Source organism: Pseudoalteromonas sp. ND6B (assembly GCF_000764215.1).
Lineage (GTDB): Bacteria > Pseudomonadota > Gammaproteobacteria > Enterobacterales > Alteromonadaceae > Pseudoalteromonas > Pseudoalteromonas tetraodonis.
The window spans coordinates 42,490-67,681 of the sequence record NZ_JQFL01000053.1; the positions used below are offsets into that span (position 1 = coordinate 42,490).

General features: G+C 40.8%; 20 protein-coding genes. 5 read left to right on the plus strand and 15 right to left on the minus strand.

Annotated elements, in window-relative coordinates; genetic code table 11:
• Positions 1–105: 105 nt before the first annotated feature.
• The gene (gene queA / locus ND6B_RS07260) at positions 106–1,137 is read right to left on the minus strand and encodes a tRNA preQ1(34) S-adenosylmethionine ribosyltransferase-isomerase QueA (RefSeq protein ID WP_033103725.1); all 1,032 of its coding nucleotides are present in this window, start codon (positions 1,135–1,137) and stop codon (positions 106–108) included.
• 718 nt (positions 1,138–1,855) lie between these two features.
• On the opposite strand from queA, the gene ND6B_RS07255 reads away from it, so the two are divergent.
• Positions 1,856–4,387, plus strand: coding sequence for an EAL domain-containing protein (locus ND6B_RS07255; RefSeq protein ID WP_033103727.1), 2,532 nt, complete (start codon positions 1,856–1,858; stop codon positions 4,385–4,387).
• Between the two features lie 187 nt (positions 4,388–4,574).
• Positions 4,575–4,778, plus strand: a complete 204-nt coding sequence (locus ND6B_RS07250; RefSeq protein ID WP_008114823.1) for a hypothetical protein — start codon at positions 4,575–4,577, stop codon at positions 4,776–4,778.
• 46 nt (positions 4,779–4,824) lie between these two features.
• Here ND6B_RS07250 and ND6B_RS07245 read toward each other — a convergent pair whose 3' ends face one another.
• The 7 genes from ND6B_RS07245 to ND6B_RS07215 form a co-directional block, all read right to left on the minus strand.
• Positions 4,825–5,742, minus strand: coding sequence for a hydrogen peroxide-inducible genes activator (locus ND6B_RS07245; protein ID WP_033103728.1), 918 nt, complete (start codon positions 5,740–5,742; stop codon positions 4,825–4,827).
• Positions 5,743–5,823: 81 nt separating this feature from the next.
• Positions 5,824–7,092: an inorganic phosphate transporter gene (locus ND6B_RS07240; RefSeq protein ID WP_008114819.1), complete on the minus strand. Its 1,269-nt coding sequence runs from the start codon at positions 7,090–7,092 to the stop codon at positions 5,824–5,826.
• 39 nt (positions 7,093–7,131) lie between these two features.
• The gene (locus tag ND6B_RS07235) at positions 7,132–7,806 is read right to left on the minus strand and encodes a TIGR00153 family protein (RefSeq protein WP_008114817.1); all 675 of its coding nucleotides are present in this window, start codon (positions 7,804–7,806) and stop codon (positions 7,132–7,134) included.
• Positions 7,807–7,956: 150 nt separating this feature from the next.
• The gene (gene phoU / locus ND6B_RS07230) at positions 7,957–8,658 is read right to left on the minus strand and encodes a phosphate signaling complex protein PhoU (RefSeq protein ID WP_008114815.1); all 702 of its coding nucleotides are present in this window, start codon (positions 8,656–8,658) and stop codon (positions 7,957–7,959) included.
• 44 nt (positions 8,659–8,702) lie between these two features.
• Positions 8,703–9,530 carry a phosphate ABC transporter ATP-binding protein PstB gene (gene pstB / locus ND6B_RS07225; RefSeq protein ID WP_008114812.1) on the minus strand — a complete coding sequence of 276 codons (828 nt, stop codon included), beginning with the start codon at positions 9,528–9,530 and terminating at the stop codon, positions 8,703–8,705.
• 19 nt (positions 9,531–9,549) lie between these two features.
• Positions 9,550–11,199: a phosphate ABC transporter permease PstA gene (gene pstA, locus ND6B_RS07220; protein WP_013465994.1), complete on the minus strand. Its 1,650-nt coding sequence runs from the start codon at positions 11,197–11,199 to the stop codon at positions 9,550–9,552.
• Positions 11,200–11,214: 15 nt separating this feature from the next.
• Positions 11,215–13,449: an ABC transporter permease subunit gene (locus tag ND6B_RS07215; RefSeq protein WP_024601956.1), complete on the minus strand. Its 2,235-nt coding sequence runs from the start codon at positions 13,447–13,449 to the stop codon at positions 11,215–11,217.
• 356 nt (positions 13,450–13,805) lie between these two features.
• Here ND6B_RS07215 and ND6B_RS07210 point away from each other — a divergent pair, with 356 nt between their 5' ends.
• Positions 13,806–14,312: a glycine cleavage system protein R gene (locus ND6B_RS07210; protein WP_013465996.1), complete on the plus strand. Its 507-nt coding sequence runs from the start codon at positions 13,806–13,808 to the stop codon at positions 14,310–14,312.
• Between the two features lie 70 nt (positions 14,313–14,382).
• Here the strand turns inward: ND6B_RS07210 and ND6B_RS07205 are convergent, their stop codons facing one another.
• The 7 genes from ND6B_RS07205 to ND6B_RS07175 form a co-directional block, all read right to left on the minus strand.
• Positions 14,383–14,838 (minus strand): hypothetical protein, encoded by a 456-nt coding sequence (locus ND6B_RS07205; protein ID WP_010391728.1) that lies wholly within the window; start codon positions 14,836–14,838, stop codon positions 14,383–14,385.
• A gap of 144 nt (positions 14,839–14,982) precedes the next feature.
• Positions 14,983–18,099, minus strand: a complete 3,117-nt coding sequence (locus ND6B_RS07200; RefSeq protein ID WP_033103729.1) for an efflux RND transporter permease subunit — start codon at positions 18,097–18,099, stop codon at positions 14,983–14,985.
• Positions 18,100–18,107: 8 nt separating this feature from the next.
• Positions 18,108–19,607, minus strand: a complete 1,500-nt coding sequence (locus ND6B_RS07195; protein WP_033103730.1) for an efflux RND transporter periplasmic adaptor subunit — start codon at positions 19,605–19,607, stop codon at positions 18,108–18,110.
• Positions 19,597–20,922, minus strand: coding sequence for a TolC family protein (locus tag ND6B_RS07190; RefSeq protein ID WP_033103731.1), 1,326 nt, complete (start codon positions 20,920–20,922; stop codon positions 19,597–19,599). Before ND6B_RS07190 ends, ND6B_RS07195 begins: the two co-directional genes overlap by 11 nt.
• Before the next feature lie 103 nt (positions 20,923–21,025).
• Entirely contained in the window at positions 21,026–21,400 is a 375-nt protein-coding gene (locus tag ND6B_RS07185) for a hypothetical protein (protein ID WP_013466001.1), read from the minus strand.
• A 63-nt stretch (positions 21,401–21,463) separates the two neighbouring features.
• Positions 21,464–22,072, minus strand: coding sequence for a paraquat-inducible protein A (locus ND6B_RS07180; protein WP_033103732.1), 609 nt, complete (start codon positions 22,070–22,072; stop codon positions 21,464–21,466).
• 53 nt (positions 22,073–22,125) lie between these two features.
• Positions 22,126–23,400, minus strand: a complete 1,275-nt coding sequence (locus ND6B_RS07175; protein ID WP_033103733.1) for an EAL and HDOD domain-containing protein — start codon at positions 23,398–23,400, stop codon at positions 22,126–22,128.
• Between the two features lie 265 nt (positions 23,401–23,665).
• Here ND6B_RS07175 and ND6B_RS07170 point away from each other — a divergent pair, with 265 nt between their 5' ends.
• Entirely contained in the window at positions 23,666–24,232 is a 567-nt protein-coding gene (locus ND6B_RS07170) for a PhnA domain-containing protein (RefSeq protein ID WP_033103734.1), read from the plus strand.
• 135 nt (positions 24,233–24,367) lie between these two features.
• Complete coding sequence (locus ND6B_RS07165; RefSeq protein WP_028835562.1) at positions 24,368–25,174, plus strand: META domain-containing protein; 807 nt, start codon at positions 24,368–24,370, stop codon at positions 25,172–25,174.
• Positions 25,175–25,192: the final 18 nt, after the last annotated feature.

Consider the following 25,192-nt stretch of genomic DNA (forward strand, 5'->3'; position numbering starts at 1 on the left):
GCTATAATTTAACCGCTCGATTCTACCCTTTTTACCACCCTATTACTATTAGCAGTGAGAAATTCACTGTGCTTAGGAGTAAATAAAAACCGATGACGCTGTAAATTATTTACGGGTCAAAAACATCGCATCGCCATAGCTAAAAAAGCGATACTGTTGTTCAATCGCCGTATTGTAAGCGCCCATAATGTTGTCTTGCCCTGCAAAGGCACTAACTAACATGATCAGAGTTGATTCGGGTAAATGGAAGTTAGTTACCATGGCATCAACAACGTTAAATTGATAACCCGGAAAAATAAAGATATCGGTATCGCCAAAGTAAGTATCTAGCTTGCCGCCATGTATTTTTGCTGCAGACTCAAGTGAGCGTACTGAAGTTGTACCTATAGCAATCACTCGCCCGCCTTTGGCTTTGGTGCTTGCAACCGCATCCACCACATCTTGTGGCACTTCAATATATTCAGAGTGCATGATGTGCTCATCAACACTCTCAACTCTTACAGGCTGAAAGGTGCCAGCACCAACGTGCAAGGTTACAAACGCCATTTGCACGCCTTTATCTTTGAGCGCAGCCATGAGTTCATCGTCAAAATGAAGACCTGCCGTAGGTGCAGCAACAGCGCCTGGCTTTTCGCCATATACCGTTTGGTAACGCTCACGGTCGGCTTCGTTATCTGGGCGGTCAATATAAGGAGGAAGCGGCATGTGACCGACATCATTTAAAATGTCGAGCACATTTTCACTGCGGTCAAACTCAAGCTCAAATAAGGTATCATGGCGTGCCACCATAATAGCTTTTGCTTTGCCCTCTAAAATGAGTACATTACCTGGCTTTGGGGATTTACTCGCACGAATATGCGCAAGTACGCGGTGTTCGTCTAATACGCGTTCAACGAGTACCTCAACTTTACCACCAGACTCTTTTTGACCAAACATACGCGCAGGTATAACCTTGGTATTATTAAAAACCAGTAAATCGTTTTCGTTTACAAGCTCAAGTATGTCACTAAATATTTTATGCTCAATCTCACCAGTTGGCCCGTTTAGGCTCAATAAACGGCTACTCGTTCTATCTGCTTTAGGAAAACGAGCAATTAATTCATCAGGTAAGTCAAAGCTAAAATCAGCTACGCGCATTGTTAGAATTCCACATCATTTAAAATCGCGCCAAGTGTATACCCAAACCACCTCAAAATGCGAGTTTCAGTTGGAATTAAAAGCGATTTAGGCAAGGCATTGATTGCAAATAATAGTGGTTCTATTATTAATATCAATAACGCAGTATAAATCGCTTTTAAACCAACCCGTGGGCGTTTCACAGGGGCATACTCTCATCGTTGCTACTTCTTGAAAGGGATTACCATTACTGCAAAGTATCGCCTTGATATTAAGCCCCTGTGAAGCGCTGAATTCTGCATTTTGAGGTGGTTTGGGTATATTTAAACCACCTCAAAATGCGAGTTTCAGTTGGAATTAAAAGCGATTTAGGCAAGGCATTGATTGCAAATAATAGTGGTTCTATTATTAATATCAATAACGCAGTATAAATCGCTTTTAAGCCAACCCACGGGCGCTTCACAGGGGCATACTCTCATCGTTGCTACTTCTTGAAAGGGACTACCATTACTGCAAAGTACCGCCTTGATATTAAGCCCCTGTGAAGCGCTGAATTCTGCATTTTGAGGTGGTTTGGGTATTTAACTATTACTAATGAAGCTCAAGATATCCCACATATTCCCCCTAATTAGCCACCAATGAACTACATTTAAAATAGCGGTTAAATACGCTTGTTCTTATCGCTAAATATCATTACTCTTACTGTTTTATGATCTGCATCTCTCGGAGTGGTACCTACGTGGCAAAACAGCTTAAATTGCTAATATTGAATGCAAGTAATGATGAGCGCCAGACTATTCGTGCCACGTTAGAGAGGCTTAATGTGTTTGAGTTCATTGAAGCATCAGACAGCCAAGACGCCCTAAAAATATTAAAAAATCAAAGCGTAAATATAATCATAACTGGCTTAGATGTAGGTAAAATTGATGGTTGGCGGTTTTCCCGTATGATCCGCTCTGGATTACTAAACACGCCTAAAAATACGCCTATTTTACTTATTCCGCCTATTTATTGTGAACGTATCGCCGAGACTACTGCACGAAGTTATGGCATAGATGCGGTACTGCCTTTTGAGCGCCAAGATATTCTGCCGCAAATACTCGCAAATGTGTTGTCGAGCCATTTAGAAAAAAGTAGTCGCTTAAACCTGTTGTTATTAGAACCCTTTGCCAGCAGGGCAAATGATATGAGTGAACAATTAAAACTTAACTTTGCTATCACCCATGTTACAACTGAGAAAGCGGCGCTAAGTGCTTATAATCAGCAGCCTTTTGCTATCGTGCTACTGGATGCCACAGCGGCACAAGCAGAAGGCTCAAATCAATTAGTCGAAAAAATTCTGCAGCATAACCCTCAGCAAGCCATTGTTACTATTATTGACAAAAACGATGCCGATTACGCCGAGCAGTTATTACTTTCAGGCGTTACCGACTTTATTCGCGCCCCTTACGACCCCTCATTTTTAAATAAAGTCTGTGACCACGCAGCTCGTCGTGAAGACTTTATGGTCAGCTATGCTGAATTTGCTAATAAGGTACAGCAGCTAAGTATTAGTGAAGTAAAATATCGCGACCTGTTTTCAGCACATCAACGTATTTTATTGCACCTAAATACCGTGGTGCTTGAGCTAGACCAGCAAGGCAATATTCGTTTTATAAACCCTGCATGGGAGTCGTTGAGTGGTTTTGGGGTTAAATCGACCTTGAAACAGCCATTAACTGCATTTTGTACCAAAGAGTATAAACAGTCGTTACAATCCACTATTGATGACATTTTACAAGGTGGCGCAAATAAACAAAAAATAGAAGTTAAACTGCAACAAAAAAACGGCAATTCGGTGTGGGTTGAATGCCGCCTCCAGCTAATAAAAAATAGCAGTAATAACGCGACCATTACCGCCACACTCGATAATATTCATGAGCGTAAGCAAGCTGAGCTTCAATTACGCCATTTAGCATTGCATGACACGTTAACCGGCCTACATAATCGTTATTACTTCGACCAACAACTTAACTATATTTGCCAAAGCGAAAATACCTATGCAAATATTGAGCATGCGCTTATTTATATCGATCTTGATCACTTTAAAATAATCAACGACAGTAAAGGCCACCAACAAGGCGATATTGTTTTAAAAGAAGTGGCACAACTGTTTATTGCCAATATTAGTAATGAGCACCTGATCTGCCGTGTGGGTGGCGATGAGTTTGCGGTGATCCTTAAAAATACCAATTTATTAGATGCACATTTAATTGCAGAGGGGATTTGTAGTGCCATTGAGGGCAACCAATTTAAGTCAGAAGATCAAGTGTATTCAATTAGCTGCTCTATTGGCTTAACACAAATTACTGCTGATAACTGCGACCCTAATGAATGTTTAAAGCAATCAGATATTGCGTTATATATTGCTAAAAATTTAGGCCGTAACTTAGTACATTGTTATTCAAAACAAGATGGTGAAAACAATGCGCTGCAAACGGGCTTAGAATGGGGCCATGGCGTACGCCAAGCTCTACAACAAGACAGTATAGAACTTCATTATCAACCCATTTGGGACTTTAAAACTAATCAGGTTGCTTACTTTGAAGTACTACTGAGATTAAAGCTCGACGACGAACTTATTTACCCAAATCAATTTATTCCCTCATTGGAAATGCTTAACGACACCTTTTTAATGGATCAATGTGTTATTCGTAACAGTATTGCGAGTGTTGCTGCGCACCCAGAGCTTCTTCAGGTTGCAATAAATTTATCGGCACAATCATTTTTAGATGAGCGTTTACTGCCGTTAATAGAGTCAAGCCTCGAAAAATATCAAGTGCCTCCGTCAAAAATTATTTTTGAAATAACCGAATCGGCTAGCATTAATAATTTGGCTGCCACTCGTAAAATGATTGAACGGTTAAATAATTTAGGCTGCCACTTTTCGATTGATGACTTTGGTACCGGATTTAGTACCTTTAATTATCTTAAACAATTACCAGCCCAACATGTGAAAATTGACGGCTCATTTGTCCGCGATATGCTTAACGACTCCATTGATTTAGCACTAGTAAAAGCTATAAATGACATCAGTCGGTCACTAGATAAGCGCTCTGTGGCTGAATATGTGGAAACCGCTGAAGTATTTTTTGCACTCAAAGAAATAGGCGTAGACTACGGGCAAGGCTATTTTATTGCTCGCCCTGTCCCTATCGACAAGGTATTGATTGAATTAGAAAAAATAAAGAACAACCCTATTTTTTATCAAGATACCCTCACATCACTATAAACATTAATAAACAAATTTAAGCAATTTATTACTACCAAAATTGCCCATCTAACCTATACTTTGCTTATCGGCAGCACAATGTCATGAAAATTAAGTGATTACCTTGATTTTACATGACATCTTTATTTCTTATCGTCTAGATGTCTATACTCTTAAAGATGGACATTTGGTCATAAGGAGGATGTTTATGACGCAACTAATCACGTTATTATTGTTTATACACTTTGCTATTGCGCTTCAATGTTACAAGTATGCCCAGATTAAAGGCTACCCTGTAAAAACCTTTACAGTGCTTGGACTGGTGCCTTACTTCAATGTTGTTGTGTGGGTTTACTTATTGTTTTTACCGCCTCTAGAGAGCTACCATGGCCAGCACAAGCAGCCACTTTAATTCCCTGTGTTATTGAGCGTATTATCTCTAATACGCTTTTTTTACGTTACTTAGAATCAACACTGCACTGCTTTTTCAAAAAGACCTCTAACTGTTGGCTAAACAATTTAAAGTCACGAATCCGCCCCGTTGTTTTTCGCCACAGTACACCAATATCACGATAAGCATCACCTTGTGATGGCGTAGCAAGCATGTTTTTGTTTTCTAAAATACCCGCGTTAATCGCCATTTGCGGTAAAAAAGTCACGCCAAGTTTATACTCAACCATACTCAATAAAGTATGTAAGCTAGCCGCCTCAAAGGGATTTATACAGCTAGAGCGGTTTAAATGGCACGCACTGAGCGCATGCCCAGTCATACAGTGCTCTCGCTCAAGTAAAAATACACTCGCTTCTGGTAGTAAATTAAAGTCTTCAATGCCTTTAGCTGGTGTGTAGTCTTTATGGTGCACTAAGCTAAAATGATCTTGTGCAAGTACTTGTGTATGAAATTTATCGGTTTCGTAGGGCAGCGCTAATAGTGCCAAGTCAATTTGCCCATGCTCTAACTTATCAAGTAGCTTGTCGCTGGTATCCTCCACTAAAACTAACTCTAAGTCAGCAAACGTTTGCTGACAAAAGTGATAAAGAGGCGCTGCAATAAAGCTCGCAATCGTGGGAATAACACCTACCGTTAATGTGCCGCTAAGCGGCGTTAAAAAGCTTTTGGTAAGCTCTTTTAAGCTAATAGTGTCGTTAATGATTTTTCTTGAACGCTCAACAACCTCTTCACCAATGGTGGTAAACATAAGGCTGCGATTTTCTCGTTCTATAAGCTGACACCCTAAGGTCTCTTCTAAGTTTTGAATTGCGGTGCTCAGCGTTGACTGGCCAATAAAGCAGGCACTTGCTGCGCGGCCAAAATGTTGATGCTGATGCACAGCTAATAAATACTGTAGCTGCTTTATACTAGGGAGATTGGTCATTTTTCTTTCCACAAATAAAAAGACCCCAACACCAAGGGCGTTGAGATCTTTTCAAGCTAAAAGTCTTTTAAGTACTTTTTATTAAACCCCAAAAGCGGTTCTTAGTACGTAGAAAATAACAATAGCAAGGGCAGCACCAACTGGCAATGTAATTACCCAAGAAACTACAATATTTCTTATTACACCCATATTAAGTGCGGCAATACCACGTGCCATACCTACACCCAACACGGCACCCACTAGGGTTTGTGTGGTTGAGATAGGTAAGCCTGTGCCCGATGCAATAACAACGGTAGATGCAGCGGCTAATTCAGCAGCAAAACCACGGCTTGGTGTTAAATGTGTAATTCCTTCACCAATGGTTTTAATTACTTTTTTGCCTAAAATAGCAAGACCGGCAACAATACCTAAACCACCCAGTGGTAATATCCACCAAGCAATAGCCGCTTTCTTCGCGATTTCACCATTATTTTCAACAATGTTTACAACAGCAGCTAGTGGTCCAATTGCATTAGCAACATCATTAGAACCATGAGCAAATGCCATACAACAGGCTGTTAGCACCATAAGTACTGCAAACACTTTTTCTACATTGTTAAACTGCATTTCTCTATCCGCTTTAGGATCGATATTTAAACGAGAAATCGCAATTTTACCAATAACAGCAACTAGTACCGCTATACCTATAGAAATAGCAAAACCTTCAAAGGTACCTAAATTAATACCAATGTGCTTTAAGCCTTTTTTAATGGTCACAAGTGCCATAATAAAGCCAGCTAAACCCATGTATATTGGTACAAAGCGCTTTGCATTTTTAAGTGGAGCGTCTGTATCAAATATCAGCTTTTGCGCACTCATAAATATTAAGTACGCTATAAAACCTGATATCGCCGGCGTTACAATCCAGCTACCTACAATACCGGCAACCTTACCCCATTGAATAGCCTCTGTGCCTACTGCAACCAGAGCAAAGCCAATAATAGCGCCAATGATTGAATGAGTCGTCGATACCGGCCAGCCTAAAAACGAGGCCATTAATAACCAACTGCCCGCGGCAAATAAAGAGGCGATCATACCTAAAATCATCAATTCAGGAATGTCGGCAAATGGGGCCGCATCAATAATCCCTTTACGAATTGTTGATGTTACTTCACCACCGGCTAAATAAGCACCTGCAAACTCAAAAATCATCGCGATAAAAATCGCTTGTTTAATGGTAAGTGCTTTTGAACCTACTGATGTACCCATCGCGTTGGCAACGTCATTTGCGCCAATACCATAAGCCATAAAAAAGCCGACTGCTGCGGCAATTAAAATTAATACCGTGCCGTAAGATGCAATGATATCCATTGTGTAACCTTAATCTTTCGTGTTTGAACTGATTTTAAATTAACGAGCTAACATCAGCTCAAGACGTGATCCTACGCGCTCTGCAATATCTGCAAGCTCGCCAACCCACTCAATGATTTTGTATAAAAACATTACATCTACTGGATTTAGCTCACTTTCTACTTTACGCAGTTGGCGGCGTATTCTAATTTGCATTTCATCCGTGTCTTGTTCTATGGCATCCAATTCTACGAGCATTTTTTCAACCAGAGTAACTTCTCTGCCTTTAAAGCCCGTTTCTAACAATTCTTCTAATTCATTAATCGCTTTAGATGCTTGTTTTGTTGCATCAACACAACGAGTTACATACGCCAAAAAGTCTTCTTGAATCTCTTTTGGTATGATCATCTCACGACCAATTACACGCCCAGCAATGTCTTTTGCCTTATTAGCAATTTTGTCTTGTTGGGTTACTAATTCGAGAAGGTCTGTACGCTCTACCGGCATGAATAATCCGCCAGGTAGTTGTAAGCGTATAGTTCTTTTCATTTCATCGGCTTCACGTTCTAAATTACGAATAGTTAAACGTAGCTCTTCAGCTTGTTGCCATTCTTCTTTAAAAACATGATTAAAAAAAGGTATCAAACTTTCGCTTGCTTGATGCGCTTTTCTGATGTGTTCTTCTATTGGTTTTATAGGTGATTTTGCAAAAACACCTAAAAAATTTGTTGGCATAACTGACCCTTTAATCAATTCAATATGCTGTTCAGCGTGAATTTTACAGCATTAAGCTAGATTGTGAACGCTTTTTCTCATTCAATTATTTACAAAAAATAAAAAAGGCAGTGTATTACTGCCTTTCTTATTTTCTAGTTATTCGTATCACTACAGTGATTTTTCAATATCTTCTTGAGATGTATGACGAATATCTTTACCGTTTACAAAATAAATGACATATTCAGCGATGTTTTGACAACGATCACCGATACGCTCTAATGAGCGAACAGACCATACTAAATCCATGATTTTTGGAATTGAGCGCGGATCTTCCATCATGTACGTCATTATTTGACGGGTGATAGCTTCATACTCTCTATCTACTTTAGCATCCTCTTTATGCACTTCAAATGCACGTTGCACATCCATACGTGCAAATGCATCTAAAACGTCATGCAGCATTTTAGATACTTGGCGACCCATATTTTCAATATTTACTAATAAATCTTGTTGATCCTTAGTAAATGAGTCTAGTGCAACTTTAGCAATTCGCTTAGCTTCATCACCAATTCGCTCTAAATCAGCAATGGTTTTTGCTATTGCAATTACTAAACGTAAATCACTGGCTGCCGGTTGGCGCTTAGCAATAATACGGGTGCAATCTTCATCAATACTGACTTCCATTGCATTAACTTTGTAGTCGTTTTCACGTACTTTTTGTGCCAATACCGCATCGTTTTTGCTAACTGCATCAAGCGCGCTATTAAGTTGTTGCTCAACCAACCCACCCATACTCAGTACATGGTTTCGCACATCTTCTAACTCTTGGTTAAAACGACCAGAAATATGTTTATTAATGTTGTGTTCCATAATGACCTTCTTTAATAATTCATTGTTTTAGCGTTTTAACCCGACTAGCCGTAGCGTCCGGTAATATAATCTTCAGTTTTTTTCTTCGTTGGTGTGGTAAATAACGTATTGGTATCTGAATACTCAATGAGCTCACCCATATACATAAACGCGGTTTGATCAGATACCCGCGCTGCTTGTTGCATGTTATGAGTAACAATAACCACAGTAAATTTATTCTTTAAATCATTAATTAGTTCTTCAATCACTAAAGTTGAAATCGGATCGAGTGCTGATGTTGGTTCATCAAGTAATAATACCTCTGGTTCTATCGCAATTGAGCGAGCAATAACTAAACGCTGCTGCTGACCGCCCGATAAACCAAATGCGCTATCGTGAAGTCTGTCTTTTACTTCATCCCATAATGCCGCACCACGTAGCGATTGCTCTACCACTTCATCAAGCTTACGCTTTTCTTTAATCCCTTGCAGGCGAAGACCGTAAACCACATTCTCGTAGATTGATTTAGGAAACGGGTTTGGACGCTGAAACACCATGCCAACATTACGACGAAGCGCAGCAACATCTACGCTTTTGTCGTAAATATTTTGCCCGTGCAGCATTATTTCGCCTTCTATGCGACAAATATCAACCAAGTCATTCATACGGTTAATACAACGCAGCAAAGTTGACTTACCACAACCCGACGGACCGATAAATGCCGTTACTTGGCCTTTCGGAATGTTCATATTTACTTTACTCAGTGCTTGTTTATCACCGTAGTAAAGGTCGAGATCTTTAATTTCTAGCGCTTTTTGTTCGTCTGTTAAATTATTTAAATCTAACTTCAAGCTTGGCTTTGCTTGGTTTACTTTTGGAGCGACTGTAATCATGTTTGTTACCTATACTAAATTAATGCTCAAGCGATCTGAATTTTTCACGTAAATGGTTGCGTATACCAATGGCGGTGATGTTAAGGGTAATAATAACCGACACTAACAAAAAGGCCGTTGCATATACCAGCGGACGCGCCGCTTCAACGTTCGGGCTTTGAAAGCCAACATCGTAAATATGAAAACCTAAGTGCATGAATTTTCTATCTAAGTGTATGTATGGAAAGTTACCATCAAGCGGTAACGTTGGTGCCATTTTTACCACACCCACCAGCATAAGCGGTGCAACTTCACCCGCAGCACGAGCAACCGCTAAAATTAACCCCGTCATAATAGCAGGGCTGGCCATAGGAATAATGATTCGCCATAACGTTTCTACCTTAGTCGCGCCCAGTGCTAATGAACCATCACGTACTGTGCTTGGAATACGAGATAAACCTTCCTCGGTTGACACAATTACTACAGGCAGAGTTAATATAGCCAAGGTGAGTGCCGACCACATCACACCGGGTGTACCAAATACAGGCGTAGGCGATGACTCTGGGTAAAATAGTTGGTCAACACTGCCACCTACCATATACACAAAGAAACCTAGACCGAATACACCATATACAATTGACGGAACACCCGCTAAGTTAATAACCGCAATACGGATCATTTTAGTAATTGCGTTTTTAGCTGCATATTCATGCAAATAAATGGCGGCAACCACACCAAATGGCGTCACAATCACAGCCATTAACATCACCATGAATACCGTACCAAAGATAGCAGGAAATACACCGCCTTCGGTATTGGCTTCACGTGGGTCATCTGAAACAAACTTGCCTAACTGCACAAAGTAATGGCCTAGTTTAGCAAAAAAGCCCATATCGTTTGGAAACCATACATCCAACACTTGATAAAGCGGGATAGTAACAATCTCACCACGCATATCTTTCACAGTTACTTGGTCACGCTTAGCTTGGTTACGCAGTGCAAATAACTCTTTTTCAAGCTCACCATATTGCGCACGTAAATCAGCACGGGCTTGAGCAAGTTCAGCTACGCGCTCATCAGTTAGCTCGTTATCAAGCAAATAGGCTTTTTCCTGCAAACGTAAACGCTCTAACTCGTAGTTTATATGACCAATATCACCATTTTGTAAATCCAGTGCTTCGTCATTTAAGTCAACCGCACGCTCTACAAGATCATGTAATGTTTCAACTTTATCTGTAGTTATTGTTTCACCGTCTTTGATTACTGATTCTACATAACCGTAAAAGTTACCGTTTTTGCTACGCTCAAATACCGCGAGTGCTTTTGGTGCTGAGCTTTGTGTAATATCAGTTTCAAGTATCCAGCGAAAGTCTAAATCTACATACTCACGGTTACCGGTTTTAATTAGTAAACGCTCAACCTCGTCTTTTTCAAATTTAGAAACATCAATACCGGTTGCCGCTAAACGCGACTTAGGTACTAATTCACGGTCGTAAATTTCACCAATAACGGTTTGTTTAGTAATCGAGCCTTCAAGCTCATATTGCATAACTTGAGATGGCCAAAAAAAGCTTAATCCCTTCCATGCAATCATGGCGAGTAAACCAATTACTGAAATTAAACTGATGCTGACGGCACCACCGGTCATCCAAATCCAAGGAGAACCAGACCTAAACCACTGCTTTACCATGTCGTGTTTCTCCACTTACATTGAGCTATATTTTTCACGCAGCTGCTGACGAACAAATTCAGCAACGGTGTTGAAAATAAAGGTAAATATGAATAATACAAAGGCGGCTAAGAATAGAATTCGATAATGCGAACTCCCCACTTCCGACTCTGGCATTTCGACGGCAATATTAGCGGCTAAGGTACGCATACCTTGGAAAATACTCCAATCCATAATCGGCGTATTACCGGTTGCCATCAGTACAATCATGGTTTCGCCTACGGCGCGACCTAACCCCATCATGACCGCAGAGAAAATACCTGGGCTAGCCGTAAGTAACACCACGCGAATTAGCGTTTGCCACTGCGTTGCACCTAATGCTAACGAGCCATTTGATAAATGCTTAGGAACGCTGAATACCGCATCTTCCGCAATTGAGAAGATAGTGGGAATAACCGCAAAGCCCATCGCAATACCAACCACAAGCGAGTTACGCTGATCGAAAGTCATACCAAGCTCATTGGTTAAGTATTGACGCACATTGCCATCAAACATCCACAGTTCAATACTTTCGCTCATCGCAAATGACAACCAACCAATAAATAACACCACAGGAATTAATAAAATTGAATGTGAGCCTTCAGGAATTTTATGGCGAATAGCTGCAGGTAATTTAGTCCAACCTAAAGCGGTTGCTAAAATACCTAATGGCAGTAATACGAGTAAGCCAACAATAGCCGGCAGGTGCTCTTCAATTAAAGGCGCTAACCACAAGCCAGCTAAAAAGCCGAGTATTACCGTTGGCAAAGCTTCCATTATTTCAACGGTCGGCTTAACTACGCGACGTAATTCGCTCGACATAAAGTAAGCGGTGTAAATAGCGGCTGAAATAGCAATAGGCACAGCAAATAACATTGCATACATAGCAGCCTTTAAAGTACCAAATGAAATTGGTACCAGTGAGAACTTAGATTCAAAATCATCACTTGCAGACGTTGATTGCCAAATATAACCCGGCTCAGGGTAACCCTCGTACCATACTTCTTGCCAAAGCGCTGACCACGTTACTTCTGGGTGTTCGTTATGAATTTCTAATACCGTTAGCTTGTTATCAGCCAAAATCAATGCCGCATTTGAACGCGGAGCAATAGCAAACTGTTCAATTGCACCTTCACTGACTTTACCTTGCCACAACTTTGCTTCACTGGTTGTGTAATAAACACCTAGCTCACCATTTTGACCCGTTGTAAAAAAGGTACGGCGGTAGAATTCAGTAAAAACATTGAGCTTACTTTGCTTAGTGGTTTCAAACGAACGAATTTTTTGAAACTCGCGACCTGAGTCAGTGTTTACTTCAAACCACTGCGATATTTCACCATTATCATTGGCCAACATCAGGGAGTTAGCACCAGCTAATAATTGTGATGACACAATATTAGCGTTTTCTTCGTTGGCAGATAATAATTGGATTTGCTCTACTTCACTTGGGTAGCGAGTATCGAATACGTAAATTTGATTAGCAGAGCGAACAAATGTGCGGGTGGTATCCGGCGACATTAATAACTCATCTACGCGACCATCAACGTTCAATTCGGTACGTTCAACTTGCCATTCGACTTCACCGGTAAACATATTTTCTTCGGCTACAAAGCTGCTAAATACCACACGTTTATCGGCGGTAAGTGCCACAACGGCTGTTTTGTCCTCATAATGGCTAAAGGCAAAACGCTTAATAGCAGCACCTTGTTCATCAACTTCTAACGCCATCTCACCCAATGGATAACCTAAACGCGGGCTTAATTTACGTTCATTATTAGGGAAGGTGACTAAAAACTTAGGCGCAACAATAGTCACGGTGCCATTTTCTAAGCCATACGCATAATGACCTTGAAAAGGAGCACTATTTGCAAAGCTGGTTACCTTCGCAGGTAAAGTGGCATTAAGTGTTTTTAGTTTTTTACCAAAGTTTGCTTTATCAACACTATAGAAGTTAACTTGGCCTTGATTATCAAGTAAGTAAGCAACCTCAGTTTGCTCTTCAACACCAAGCCCAACTATTTGCTCAGCATTAGCAACATTAAAGCTAGCGCGCTTTTCAACTTTAGCTGACTCGAAAATAGGCTGCACTACATAAAGAAGGTAAAAAAAGATCAATAGCAGTGCTATTAATACCATTATACCGCCTGCGGTTATGCCAAACTTAGCAAACCGGTCTTTAAATAGACGGCTTCGATCCGTATTAAAAGTCGGTTTATTCGGATTTGAAGTCATCAAAACACCCTTATATCTTAACGTTGGGCGCATTATATTTCATCAAAGTGACAGTAATGTTACAGTCGTAATAATTCTTTACTGGAACCACAAAATAATATTAAAGTATTGTTTTATTAAATAATCGTATTTATTTATGTGTTATTAATAAACTAAATCAATTATTAATTGGACAAACTATTTATCCAAGACAATACTCAATGGGCATCTAATATAACAATAATAAAGTAACCTATTAAGATATAACAATCCTTTTGTGGTTAGCTTTTACATACATTAAGAATCACATACATTAGATCGCATCACTTAATGCCTATGCATTTATTTTTTCATTTGGGCTTAAAAAGAGAACTATTATGAAGCAGTTGGTAATAACCATTTTAGGGGAAGATCGCCCCGGTTTAGTAGAAAGTATTTCATCGGTTATATTGGAAAACCACGGTAATTGGTTAAGCAGTAATTTAAGTCATTTGCTTGGCCACTTTGCTGGCATTATACAAGTTGAGGTGGCTGAAGAGCATTTACAGGCATTTCAAGATGCGCTTAATGGGCTTCCTAAATTAGATGTCCGTATTGAAAAAGGCAACACCGAAATTGAGCCTGTTGAACTCGAGCAGCTTAATTTTGTGATCACCGGGAACGATCGTCCCGGTATTGTCCAGGAGTTGGCAAGTGTTATTCGCCATAAAGGCGCTAATATTACGAACTTAAACTCAAGGCAGCAAAGTGCGCCAAACTGGGGGGTGCCAATTTTTAGTGCCGTTGCCACCGTTAGCCTGCCTAATGGGCTTAACAAAGACGAAGTAATTAACGCACTTGAGTCAATTACGAGTGACTTAGTGGTTGATGTAGAGCAAAGTTAAATGTGCTCTATTATTTTACATACGAAAAAGGCGCTTATTACAGCGCCTTTTTTATGCGTAACACTTGTTGCTACATATCTGCATGACGATTAATGCTTTGCATCATCTGCTTCAAACCTTGCTCTTCGAGCTGTAAGATCTCCCCTAGCTTTTCTTGAGCCTCAGGTGACTGCGCTTTATCTGCCAAATAACTGTATGCATTTAATACTTTTTGATGCTGCTGAGATAAATACTCTTGAATCGCTAGTTCATCTAGCTCATTACTGCGATCTAAATCAGTAAAGCTGATAATTTCTGAGTGCTCTGAAAAATATTCATAGCAGTATGTATCTAAAGTATTTATTTCAGTGATTGCTTTAAAGCCAATTAAATCCTCAGCGAGTTTTTTTTCATACTCAACACAATAATCGATTAACTGTTTGTTATGCTCTCCAAGTAAATCCCTTACACTAAAAAAATTAGCCGCCATTTGTGTGTGAAATTGAACGGTCCAATCGAACACTTCTTGAATTGTTTTAACTTGCATGTGCGTTCCTTACTATTTAACCCTAATGATTAAATAGATGCGTGAATCATGCCAACAAAAAAAACAATAAAATCAGTAGGTAAAGTAAGGATGGGTAACTTGTACTGATTTTTTACAGTACAAGTTACACAACCAGTGTAAAAATTATAGGTTTCGCTTTCGCCATAATAAATACACCGCGGGTAACACCAGCAATGTTAAAACAATGGCGCTAAACATACCGCCAACCATGGGGGCGGCTATTCGACTCATTACTTCACTCCCAGTGCCTGTGCCATATAACACCGGTAACAGGCCAATCACTATGGTTGCTACCGTCATCATTACCGGGCGAACGCGCAAACCAGCGCCCTCTAATATCGCCTGTTTAAGCTGCTCAATACTGATGCTTTTTCCTAATTGAGCGGCGGCCTGTACCTGCGCTTTATACGCTTGATTTAAATACACCAACATAATAACGCCTATTTCTACGGCCACCCCAGCAAGGGCAATAAAGCCGACCCCCACAGCAACAGAGAAATTAAAGCCTTCTAAGTACATGAGCCAAATACCCCCTATCATCGCCAGTGGTAATGTCGCCATAATAATAAATACTTCAGTGAAGCTTCTAAAATTCAGGTAAAGCAGTACCACAATAATGGCTAAGGTAAGCGGCAACACATAACTCAGTTTGGCTTTGGCACGCTCCATGTATTCATATTGCCCTGCCCAAGTTATAGAATACCCTGCGGGTAAAATTAGCTGCTCGTTTAGTAACTGCTGAGCACTTTCTACGTAGCTGCCAATGTCAGTATCTTTAATGTCAATAAAGCTCCAACCATTTAAACGGGCATTTTCACTTTTTATGCCAGGAGGGCCATCGCTAATGTATACATCAGCCACGTCGGCAAGTGCAATGCGTTGCCCAGCAGGGGTTACAATAGGCAGTAGCATTAACTCCTCTGGGGAGTCACGATACGCTTGCGGATAACGAATATTAACCGGGTAGCGCTCTTGACCCTCAACCGTTTCAGTCACGTTCATCCCGCCAATAGCGGTTGCGACCACTTGCTGCACATCTGCAATATTTAAACTATAACGCGCTGCTTTTTCGCGGTTAATATCGACCTTAATATAACGCCCACCTGCCACTCGCTCTGAGTAAACCGACGCCGTACCAGGAAGATCTTTAAGCAGCACTTCTATTTGTTGGCCAATTTTTTGAATTTCACTCAAATTCGGCCCCGCGACTTTTATACCCACTGGGGTTTTAATCCCTGTAGCCAGCATATCTATTCGCGTTTTGATAGGCATTACCCAAGCGTTTGTGAGTCCTGGAAATTTTACTAAAGCATCCAGCTCTTGTTTGAGCTTTTCGGTGGTCATGCCTTCGCGCCACTGTTCTTTAGGCTTAAACTGTATAAAGGTTTCAATCATGGTCAGTGGTGCCGGATCGGTTGCCGTTTCCGCTCGTCCAATTTTACCAAATACGGTTTTTACCTCGGGCACAGTGGCAATCAGCTTATCGGTTTGCTGTAATAGCTCGCGCGCTTTACCAATAGAAATCCCAGGGTAAGTGGTTGGCATATACATTAAATCCCCCTCATCAAGAGGTGGAATAAACTCACTGCCTATTTTATTTACCGGATAAAAGCCCACTAAAGTAATAATCAGTGCCACTAACAAGGTGCTTTTGGGGAATTTTAAGACTGTGTTTAACAGTGGCTTATAACTATTTACCAATAAACGGTTTACCGGATTTTTATTTTCAGATATCACCTTACCGCGAATAAAGTACCCCATCAGTACGGGTACTAAGGTAATTGCTAAGCCGGCAGATGCCGCCATTGCATAGGTTTTTGTGTAAGCTAATGGCGCAAACATTCGCCCTTCTTGAGCTTCTAAAATAAACACCGGCATAAAGCTAACTGTAATGATTAATAAGCTAAAAAATAATGCAGGCCCTACTTCACTGGCAGAATCAATCACCACTTGCCAACGATTTTCATCGGTCAGCGGTTTTTTCTCCATGTGTTTATGCATGTTTTCAATCATCACAATCGCACCATCGGTCATGGCACCTATCGCTATAGCAATGCCCCCTAACGACATAATGTTGGCATTAATCCCTTGCCAATACATAATAATAAAGGCGGTGAGTATGCCTAAGGGCAAGGTAATAATAGCCACCAGCGATGAGCGTACATGGAATAAAAACACCACACACACTAAAGCCACTACAATCAGTTCTTCCGTCAATTTAGAGGTGAGGTTATCAACTGCGTCTTTTATTAAGTGAGAGCGATCGTACACAGGTACAATTTCAACCCCCTCAGGCAGGCCTTTTTTAAGTGACTCCAATTTAGCTTTGACGAGCTCTATAGTTTTTTGCGCGTTTTCACCAAAGCGCATAACCACTACGCCACCAGCCACCTCGCCTTCGCCGTTAAGCTCGGCAACACCACGGCGCATTTGCGGACCTAAACGCACATTAGCAACATCACGTAACTGCAGTGCAGTACCGTTAGCGTTTATACCTAGAGGAATCGCTTCTAAATCAGCCACACTTTTTACATAGCCAGTGCTGGTAACCATGTATTCGGCTTCTGCCATTTCAACAACTGATGCCCCCATTTCTTGGTTGCCTTGCTTAATGGCAGTTTGAATAAGGCTTAGCGGAATACCATAGGCACGTAACTTATCGGGCTGTACGTTAACTTGGTATTGTTTCACCATGCCACCTACCGATGCTACTTCGGATACACCGGGCACAGTTTGCAGTTCAAACTTTAAAAACCAATCTTGTAAACTGCGTAGTTGGCTTATGTCATGCTTACCTGTGGTATCAGTGAGTGCATATAAATACACCCAACCAACTCCTGTGGCATCGGGGCCTAGCTCTGCAATTGCCGTATTGGGTAAACGCGCAGATACTTGACTTAAATATTCTTGAACACGACTTCGCGCCCAATATAAATCGGTGTCTTCGTCAAAAATAACGTACACGTAGGAGTCACCAAAAAACGAAAAACCGCGTACTGTTTGCGCCCCTGGTACCGATAACATCGCCGTGGTTATAGGAAATGTGACCTGATCTTGCACTACTTGCGGCGCTTGCCCAGGGTAAGATGTTTTAACAATAACCTGTACATCAGATAAATCGGGTAAGGCATCTACTGGGGTGTTTTTTACAGCATACAAGCCGCCACCAATAAGTATTGCGGTCAGTAACAGTACAAAAAAACGATTAACAACAGACCAGCGAATAATTGCAGTAATCATAACCACTCCTACTCGTGCTGACTGTGCATAGCATGCACAGAAGTCATTGTATGGATCACAAACTCACCTTGCTCAATACTAAAGGTAAATGTAACTTCATCATTTAGCTTAAACGTCTCAATGGTTACATTTTTTGCTAACACAAAGTCCATAGTTGCAGGTCCGCGCCCCCACTTTTCAATCGCTTCACGGCTAATATTCATAACCCGCGTGCTAGGGTCAATGCTGTTGATAATCCCATTCACAGTAGCCATGCTTGGGTCACTATCACTCATTGCCATTGTGCTGTGCGAAGGTGCTTGCATACGCTTAAAGTCAGAGCTTTTACTCGACTCTGAATCAATTAAAAACTGTGCTGAAGTAACCACTTCATCTTCAGCCATAACACCCGATAAAATCTCAGTATGAGTCGCATCGCTTCGCCCTAAGGTTACTTCAACCGATTTAAAACGCCCCTCACCAAGCGCAATTACAATGCGGTTTTGGCTACCAGTGCGAATAACCGCCTCTTTAGGCACAATTAACTGCTTTTCAGCTTTTTGGCTATGAATACTCACTTGCGCAAACATATTTGGTTTTAACTGATGACCTTCGTTATTAAAGCGCAAACGCACTCGTAAAGTACGATTTTTAGCATCTAAAGTAGGGTAAATATAATCCACTTGCCCTTGCCAACGTTGACCACTTAAATAATCGAGTGTCATGGTTACCGGTAAGCCAACACGGATCAGCTCAGCTTGGCGTTCAAATACCTCAGCCTCAACCCACACTTCGTCAAGCTGAGCAATACTCATCATTGATGTATCTGGTTTAACGTAAAACCCTTCACGAATATTAAGCTCATCAACAACGCCACCTTGGCGAGAATAAAAAGTAATATTTTGTAGCACTTGCTGACTTTTTTGTAAGCGTGAAATAAAACCCTCAGACACATTAAGCGATTTTAAACGTGCTTTAGCCGCCCGAATTAACACCGGATTATTGCGCTTTAACGCTAAAACAAACTCTTCTTGGGCATTGACTAATTGCGGTGAATACAAGGTATAAAGTGGCTCATCTTGTTTAACCTGATCGCCTGCTGCCTTCACATATAATGTCTCTACCCAGCCCTCTACCCGCGGATGAATATGAATGAGCTGGTCTTGGTTATACTGTACATAGCCTACCGTGTTGACTTCATTTTCCAGCGCTGCAAACTCCACCGATGCCGTGCGTACACCTAAGTTATTAATCACGGTAGGTGAAATTTTAACACTGCCGGGGCCTTCATTTGCATCACTGTCTGACTCTTCATAAACAGGCACTAAATCCATACCCATAGGTGATAAACCCGGTTCATCACGACGATAATTACTGTCCATTGGTGCCACCCAATAAAGCGGCTCTTTTTTACTACTGGTTTTGTCATTGCTTGGCATAGTGTGCTCAGCTGGCAAGCTCAATAACACCCCGGCCGTCAGCGCTGCACTGCATATAGCCACCAATGACAATTTTAAATTAGTATTCATAGGTTAGCTCCTGCTGTGTTAAGTTCTTTAAGCTGGCGTCATCAGCACTGGCGTAATAATTTAACCGTGCAATAATAATTTTTTGATCAACGTGAATATTCAGTGCGTCTATTTTGGCATTTAATTCGCTGATCCGCGCTTGCATCACATCCGAAAAATTACCATCATCGCGGGTATAAGCATTCAGGGTCGCTTGGGATTGCTCGGCCATTTGCGGCAATAATTTAGTTTTATAGAGCGCTGCTCGCTGACTTAACCGTGTTAGTTGGCTAACTTCCTTAAAGTACATTCCTTGCAGCTTTTTAAGAGCAATTAATTTTTGTGTTTTTGCCTCTTCGCTATCAGCAATCGCGGCATTAACGAGTTGATCTTGGCGATTATCGGTAAATAGCGGTAAATCGATACTCACTCCCACAGAGAAAAGGTCTGCTCGCGAGCCCCCCATTGGCATATCATCACGATAACCATATCCCATATTCACACCAATTTGCGGTTTATAGCCTTGCTCAGCCACACTGATTTGAGTTTGCTTTGCCTCTATTGCATCATCAATCGCCATAATAGCGGGGTGCTTTAATAGCAATGCCATTAATTGCTGAAACTCTAACTCCGTGTAGTTTTTTAACGCTGAAACCTGTGAAAAGTCCTCACCAACAGGCTGGCTTAGCATGTCGATGGGCAACCATTGTGCTAACCGCTTTTTAGCACCTTGTAGCTGTTGATCAAGTTGCATTAGTTTATCTTCAAGGCGGGTTAGCTCTAATTGCGCACGAATAATATCTTGTTGGCGTGTTTTACCCACCGAGCTTACATAACTTGATTCGGTAATATCGATTAGCTGAGTAAACAAGGCTTTGTCCTGCTCAATAAGTGCAATAGTTCGCTGCGCTCTGAACGCATTGAGCCATGACTCGGTCACTGTGGTTTTTACCTGCGCGAGTCTATCTTTACGAAGCCAAGGCTCTGCCGCAGCCGACTGAGACAGTGCCTTTTGTTGAAGTGCTAAACTATCGCCTCGGCTTAACGATTGGCTAATTCCTACTTTAAATTGGGTCATATTTTCTTGATCAAAAGCAAAACCATTAGTGGGTAAGTTCATTAACCCTAGCGTGAGTACCGGATCAGGTAAGGTACCTGCGGCAATACTTTTTGCTTCAATTGATGCTTGTTTTTGTTTGCTGGCTTTAAGCCAAGGCTCATGGTTTAAGGCATAGTTAATTGCCCCATTTAAACTCAGTTCAGCACTGTGTACAGAGACACTAATGCTCAATAAGCTGCTCACACAAACGGCTTTTAATACTGCGAAGTGACTCATCACTTGCTCCACTTAAATTTAAAAAATAAAAAACGATTAAATTTTTAAGCAGATAGATGACAAAAAGCTAAATGGCTAGATTTTGAATACACCTATCCTGCGGTTATGCAGGCATAGGAGGACGATAAAGAGATCGTGCAAAATTAGGTTGGCGCTGCATGACAGCAAGGTGCACTTTTTCAGAGGGTAATTTGGAAGCTATAAATAGCGAGTTTACATGCAAGGCCGAATGCGAATTACAAGCACTCATCGGGCAACTGCAATCTTGGGTTAACGTGCTTTGCTCACTACAGCAATCCATAGACATGGTTGTTGTATCAGCGTCGTCACTCATTGCCATTTCACTATGCTGCATCGATGCATGGGTTGCCATGTTCATATGCGGCACATCACATACCATAGATACAGACGCAACGGCTTGACCCACAAAAGTGAGTAACAAAGTTAGCGTGAGTAAAATACAGTAAATACGTTGCAATGAATTAACCTAATAATAAATAGACATTTAAAGTTTATGGTAACTGCGTTTAAAACTCAATCATTAACTGGTTTTTACCACTGGCTTTATCAAGCTACTAGCCGCAATGGCGAACAGGCAATAGCCGGTAAAATACCAAAAACCAGTACCAAACTCAGCATGCATATTAAGTAAGTCTTCTGAGTTCGCGTTTGCATTACCAGCCATGTAAGCCACGATTAATGCAATAACAAACACATCCACCATACTCCATTTACTTAAGCCAATTATCACTTTACCAAGCTTGTACTTAAACGAAGTCTCCTTCAGTGCACAATAAAACAATTGAAGCAGCAGCTTAATAGTTGGGATCACTATTGAAAAAAACGCCACTAATATCGCCACTAAGTAGTTTTTGTTATTGGCCAGTTCGTTAACGGTGCCCCAAATACTACGCGTTTTTTGATAAGCGCTGATCTCACCTTCAAGTTTGTCTAATCCCAACATACTCGAGACCATCATTAGCATATTACGGGTGTTTTGATTTCCTTCATCTGCCAGCATTTCAATACCGGCTTGAGCAAGTTTAGATTTATCAATTTTGCCTTCCATACTCAACACCGGCTGTGTCACCCCGGGGATCAATAAAGCTAAGGCAATTAAAATAGTCGTGATAGGTAAAAGTAAACGCATGGTGTAATACTAAGTAAAATCAATATGTGCCAATCATACCCAAACGTTTTGCGTTAGTCTTGTTCAATAATGGTGGCTAATAACTCATCCGCATATTGGCGCGCATCTAACATGGCTGTATACACCAGCTCTATGTCTGATGCAGGGCGAATAGTCTCTAGCAACTTTTTAGCCAATTGCCAGTTATCTTCTTCTACTGCTTTTATTAAATGTAATGAGTTCCCCATCATGCCATCAAAACTTAAAAGTGCACCAGATAACTCAGCCCCTAAACTAAACTCTTTGGCAATAGCTTCCAGTTCCATATCTAAAATAGCATCAAGCACCGACATCAAGCCGACTAAATAGCCTTGCTCTGCAATAATCTTTCCGCCGGGCTCTAAAATCAATTGCATAAACTGCGCTCTACATAAACCTAAACGAGTAAGTTCACTAGGCTTGTCTGAGCCAAGCTCGCTCAGCGCCAGTACTCGTACAAACTTTCTAATAGAATCTTCCCCTAAATACACAACCGCTTGTGGAATTGACGTAATCACTAAATTTTTATTAGCAGAGCGAGCATTAACTAGTTTGAGAACACGTGCGGTTAAACCCACATCTTTAGAAATACGTTGATTAATTTCATTAAAATCCAAGTCAGGACGAGATGTGCAGCGCAATAAATCAAAAACCGCCATTTTTAACGGCTCAACATTACCGTAACTGAGCATTTCTGGCCGTGCAAAAAAGAATCCTTGAAAGTAATCGCATCCAGCTTCTTTAAGCTGCCTAAATTCGTCATAGTTTTCGATTCGCTCTACCACTATTTTAACCTCAGGGTGATTGCGTTTGAGCTTTTTAAGTAGCATGGTGGTTTTTATTATAGGCTCTTCTACTTCAAGCTTTATATAATCAACCAAACTGAGCAAAGGTTGCCATTTTTCATGCGCGTCATAATCATCTAACGCAAATACATACCCTGCTTTTTTTAGCTCAGTTACTCGTTGAGTAACAAGCTCGATATTTTCAGTACGCTCAACAATTTCAATTACAGTATTTTCAGGCTGCAATAATGTAGGTAAATCCTCTAAAAGCCCTTCGCTAGATAGGTTTATAAACACGGTCTGATTAAGCGCCAGCTTTTCCACCCCAACCAGCATTAACGCATTAAAAAAAAGTCGCCCAGTGGCTTGCCCGTCAGTTGTTCCTACAGGAAAAGCATTATTAACTGAATCGCGATAGAGCAACTCATAAGCAAAAATACTTTTATCACCGTCAAAAATTGGTTGCCTAGCAATATATTGAGTAACCAAAATAGATGAATTTTTTACCTCTAGATTATTTGGCATTAATCTTCCTACTTAACAGTGATGTCATCATTATTTTTTATTATTTAACCAGTATAGTGAAACTTTAAAGACTTGCTGCAATTTTAATTAGATTAAAAACAGACAAATAAGACTAAATTTATAACCCTAGAGCAGAATTATTAGTATCCTCATTTTTTATAGGGTTTTTGAGTTTACAACTGCTCTAAGCATACCCAAAGGTTATGGTTATAAGGTATAATGCGATTATTAATTTTTTATAAACTCACAAAAAAGAGTCCCTTATATGAGCATTGAACAAGCCTTAATAGAACGTAGCAGTAACCAATGTGAACTCTGCGCAGCAACAGACGACCTAACTGTATACGAAGTTCCTCCTGTTACCGAAGCTCATTCAGATAAATGTATCTACACCTGTCAAACATGTAAAGATCAAATTGAAGGCAATAGCGATTTAACCCCGACCCATTGGCATTGCTTAAATGACAGTATGTGGAGTCAAACACCTGCGGTACAAGTTGTTGCTTATCGCATGCTGACACGACTAGCAGCCGATAATGGCTGGGCACAAGACGCACTTGATATGATTTACCTTGAAGAAGACACATTAACATGGGCTCAGCAAGCGCTTGCTGAAGATGATGATATTAAACACATTGATAGTAATGGCGTAGTGCTACAAGCTGGCGACACCGTTACGTTAATAAAAGATCTAGATGTGAAAGGTAGTAGCTTAACTGCAAAACGCGGTACTGCTGTGCGTAATATTGGCTTAACCAGCAACCCAGAACATATTGAAGGGCGTGTTGATGGACAACGTATTGTAATTTTAACTAAATACGTTAAAAAATAAGTAACGAATCAAGGCGCCTAGCGTCTTTTTTTATATCTCAACTTTCTGTATTGGCTGTATTTACAAGTTAAGCGATGATTAAGTAACTTAGCCGTATGCTACTGTTTATATCCGTAATTATATCTAGGAACTGTTATGTTCTCACCAAAGCCAAACTCAATCTTAAAGTCGGTTGCAGGCCTATGTTTTTTAGCAAGTGGCACACTTATGCTTAGCGCATGTAACGATGACACCGCACAGCAAAATAGCGCTGTGAAACAAACAACAGCCTCTCTACCAGTACAAGTTAGCTACCTAGATCGCAGCCTATTAGCGCCTAATTCACAGCTAACCGTTACCTTGGTTGATGTGTCAAAAATGGATGTAGCAGCAACCGTTATTTCTGAGCAGGTAATTGATTTAGTAGGCGCACCTCCGTATAAAGTAGAGCTTGAATACAACCTTGAAAAAATTGATCCAGCCCATCGCTACAGCGTGCGCGCAACCATTAATAATCAAGGAAACTTACTATACACCAGCACAACAAGTAACTCGCCTTTTGCTAATACGGCCTCATCAGAGCCTTTAGAAATTATTGTTTCAAAAGTAGCGCCAAAGCCAGACGTTGACTTAGTAAATACCTACTTCAAAGCCGTTTCAATCGACGGCAATCCCGTTGAAGTGAATACTAAAGAGCCATTTATTCAATTTAATAGTGACAACACTGTGCACGGTTTTTTAGGGTGCAATAACTTTAATGGCGGTTATGAAGTATCGAAGCAAACGGTTACTTTTACGCAGTTAGCAACCACGCAAAAAATGTGTCATGACAATATGGAACAAGAAAGCGCCATGGCGGGTGTGCTGCAAGCAGCAACGCAATGGCAAATTAACGGTGAAAAATTAGTATTACAAAATGAGGCAGGCAAGCAACTTGCAACCTTTAACGCTGTTTACTTTTAATTAAGCGTAACAATACCC

Bases quoted from the DNA above. Each gene is read 5' to 3' on its own strand.
- queA (WP_033103725.1), bottom strand. From the start codon at position 1,137: ATGCGCGTAGCTGATTTTAGCTTTGACTTACCTGATGAATTAATTGCT.
- ND6B_RS07250 (WP_008114823.1), top strand. From the start codon at position 4,575: ATGACGCAACTAATCACGTTATTATTGTTTATACACTTTGCTATTGCG.
- ND6B_RS07245 (WP_033103728.1), bottom strand. From the start codon at position 5,742: ATGACCAATCTCCCTAGTATAAAGCAGCTACAGTATTTATTAGCTGTG.
- ND6B_RS07240 (WP_008114819.1), bottom strand. From the start codon at position 7,092: ATGGATATCATTGCATCTTACGGCACGGTATTAATTTTAATTGCCGCA.
- ND6B_RS07235 (WP_008114817.1), bottom strand. From the start codon at position 7,806: ATGCCAACAAATTTTTTAGGTGTTTTTGCAAAATCACCTATAAAACCA.
- phoU (WP_008114815.1), bottom strand. From the start codon at position 8,658: ATGGAACACAACATTAATAAACATATTTCTGGTCGTTTTAACCAAGAG.
- pstB (WP_008114812.1), bottom strand. From the start codon at position 9,530: ATGATTACAGTCGCTCCAAAAGTAAACCAAGCAAAGCCAAGCTTGAAG.
- pstA (WP_013465994.1), bottom strand. From the start codon at position 11,199: ATGGTAAAGCAGTGGTTTAGGTCTGGTTCTCCTTGGATTTGGATGACC.
- ND6B_RS07215 (WP_024601956.1), bottom strand. From the start codon at position 13,449: ATGACTTCAAATCCGAATAAACCGACTTTTAATACGGATCGAAGCCGT.
- ND6B_RS07210 (WP_013465996.1), top strand. From the start codon at position 13,806: ATGAAGCAGTTGGTAATAACCATTTTAGGGGAAGATCGCCCCGGTTTA.
- ND6B_RS07205 (WP_010391728.1), bottom strand. From the start codon at position 14,838: ATGCAAGTTAAAACAATTCAAGAAGTGTTCGATTGGACCGTTCAATTT.
- ND6B_RS07200 (WP_033103729.1), bottom strand. From the start codon at position 18,099: ATGATTACTGCAATTATTCGCTGGTCTGTTGTTAATCGTTTTTTTGTA.
- ND6B_RS07195 (WP_033103730.1), bottom strand. From the start codon at position 19,607: ATGAATACTAATTTAAAATTGTCATTGGTGGCTATATGCAGTGCAGCG.
- ND6B_RS07190 (WP_033103731.1), bottom strand. From the start codon at position 20,922: ATGAGTCACTTCGCAGTATTAAAAGCCGTTTGTGTGAGCAGCTTATTG.
- ND6B_RS07180 (WP_033103732.1), bottom strand. From the start codon at position 22,072: ATGCGTTTACTTTTACCTATCACGACTATTTTAATTGCCTTAGCTTTA.
- ND6B_RS07175 (WP_033103733.1), bottom strand. From the start codon at position 23,400: ATGCCAAATAATCTAGAGGTAAAAAATTCATCTATTTTGGTTACTCAA.
- ND6B_RS07170 (WP_033103734.1), top strand. From the start codon at position 23,666: ATGAGCATTGAACAAGCCTTAATAGAACGTAGCAGTAACCAATGTGAA.
- ND6B_RS07165 (WP_028835562.1), top strand. From the start codon at position 24,368: ATGTTCTCACCAAAGCCAAACTCAATCTTAAAGTCGGTTGCAGGCCTA.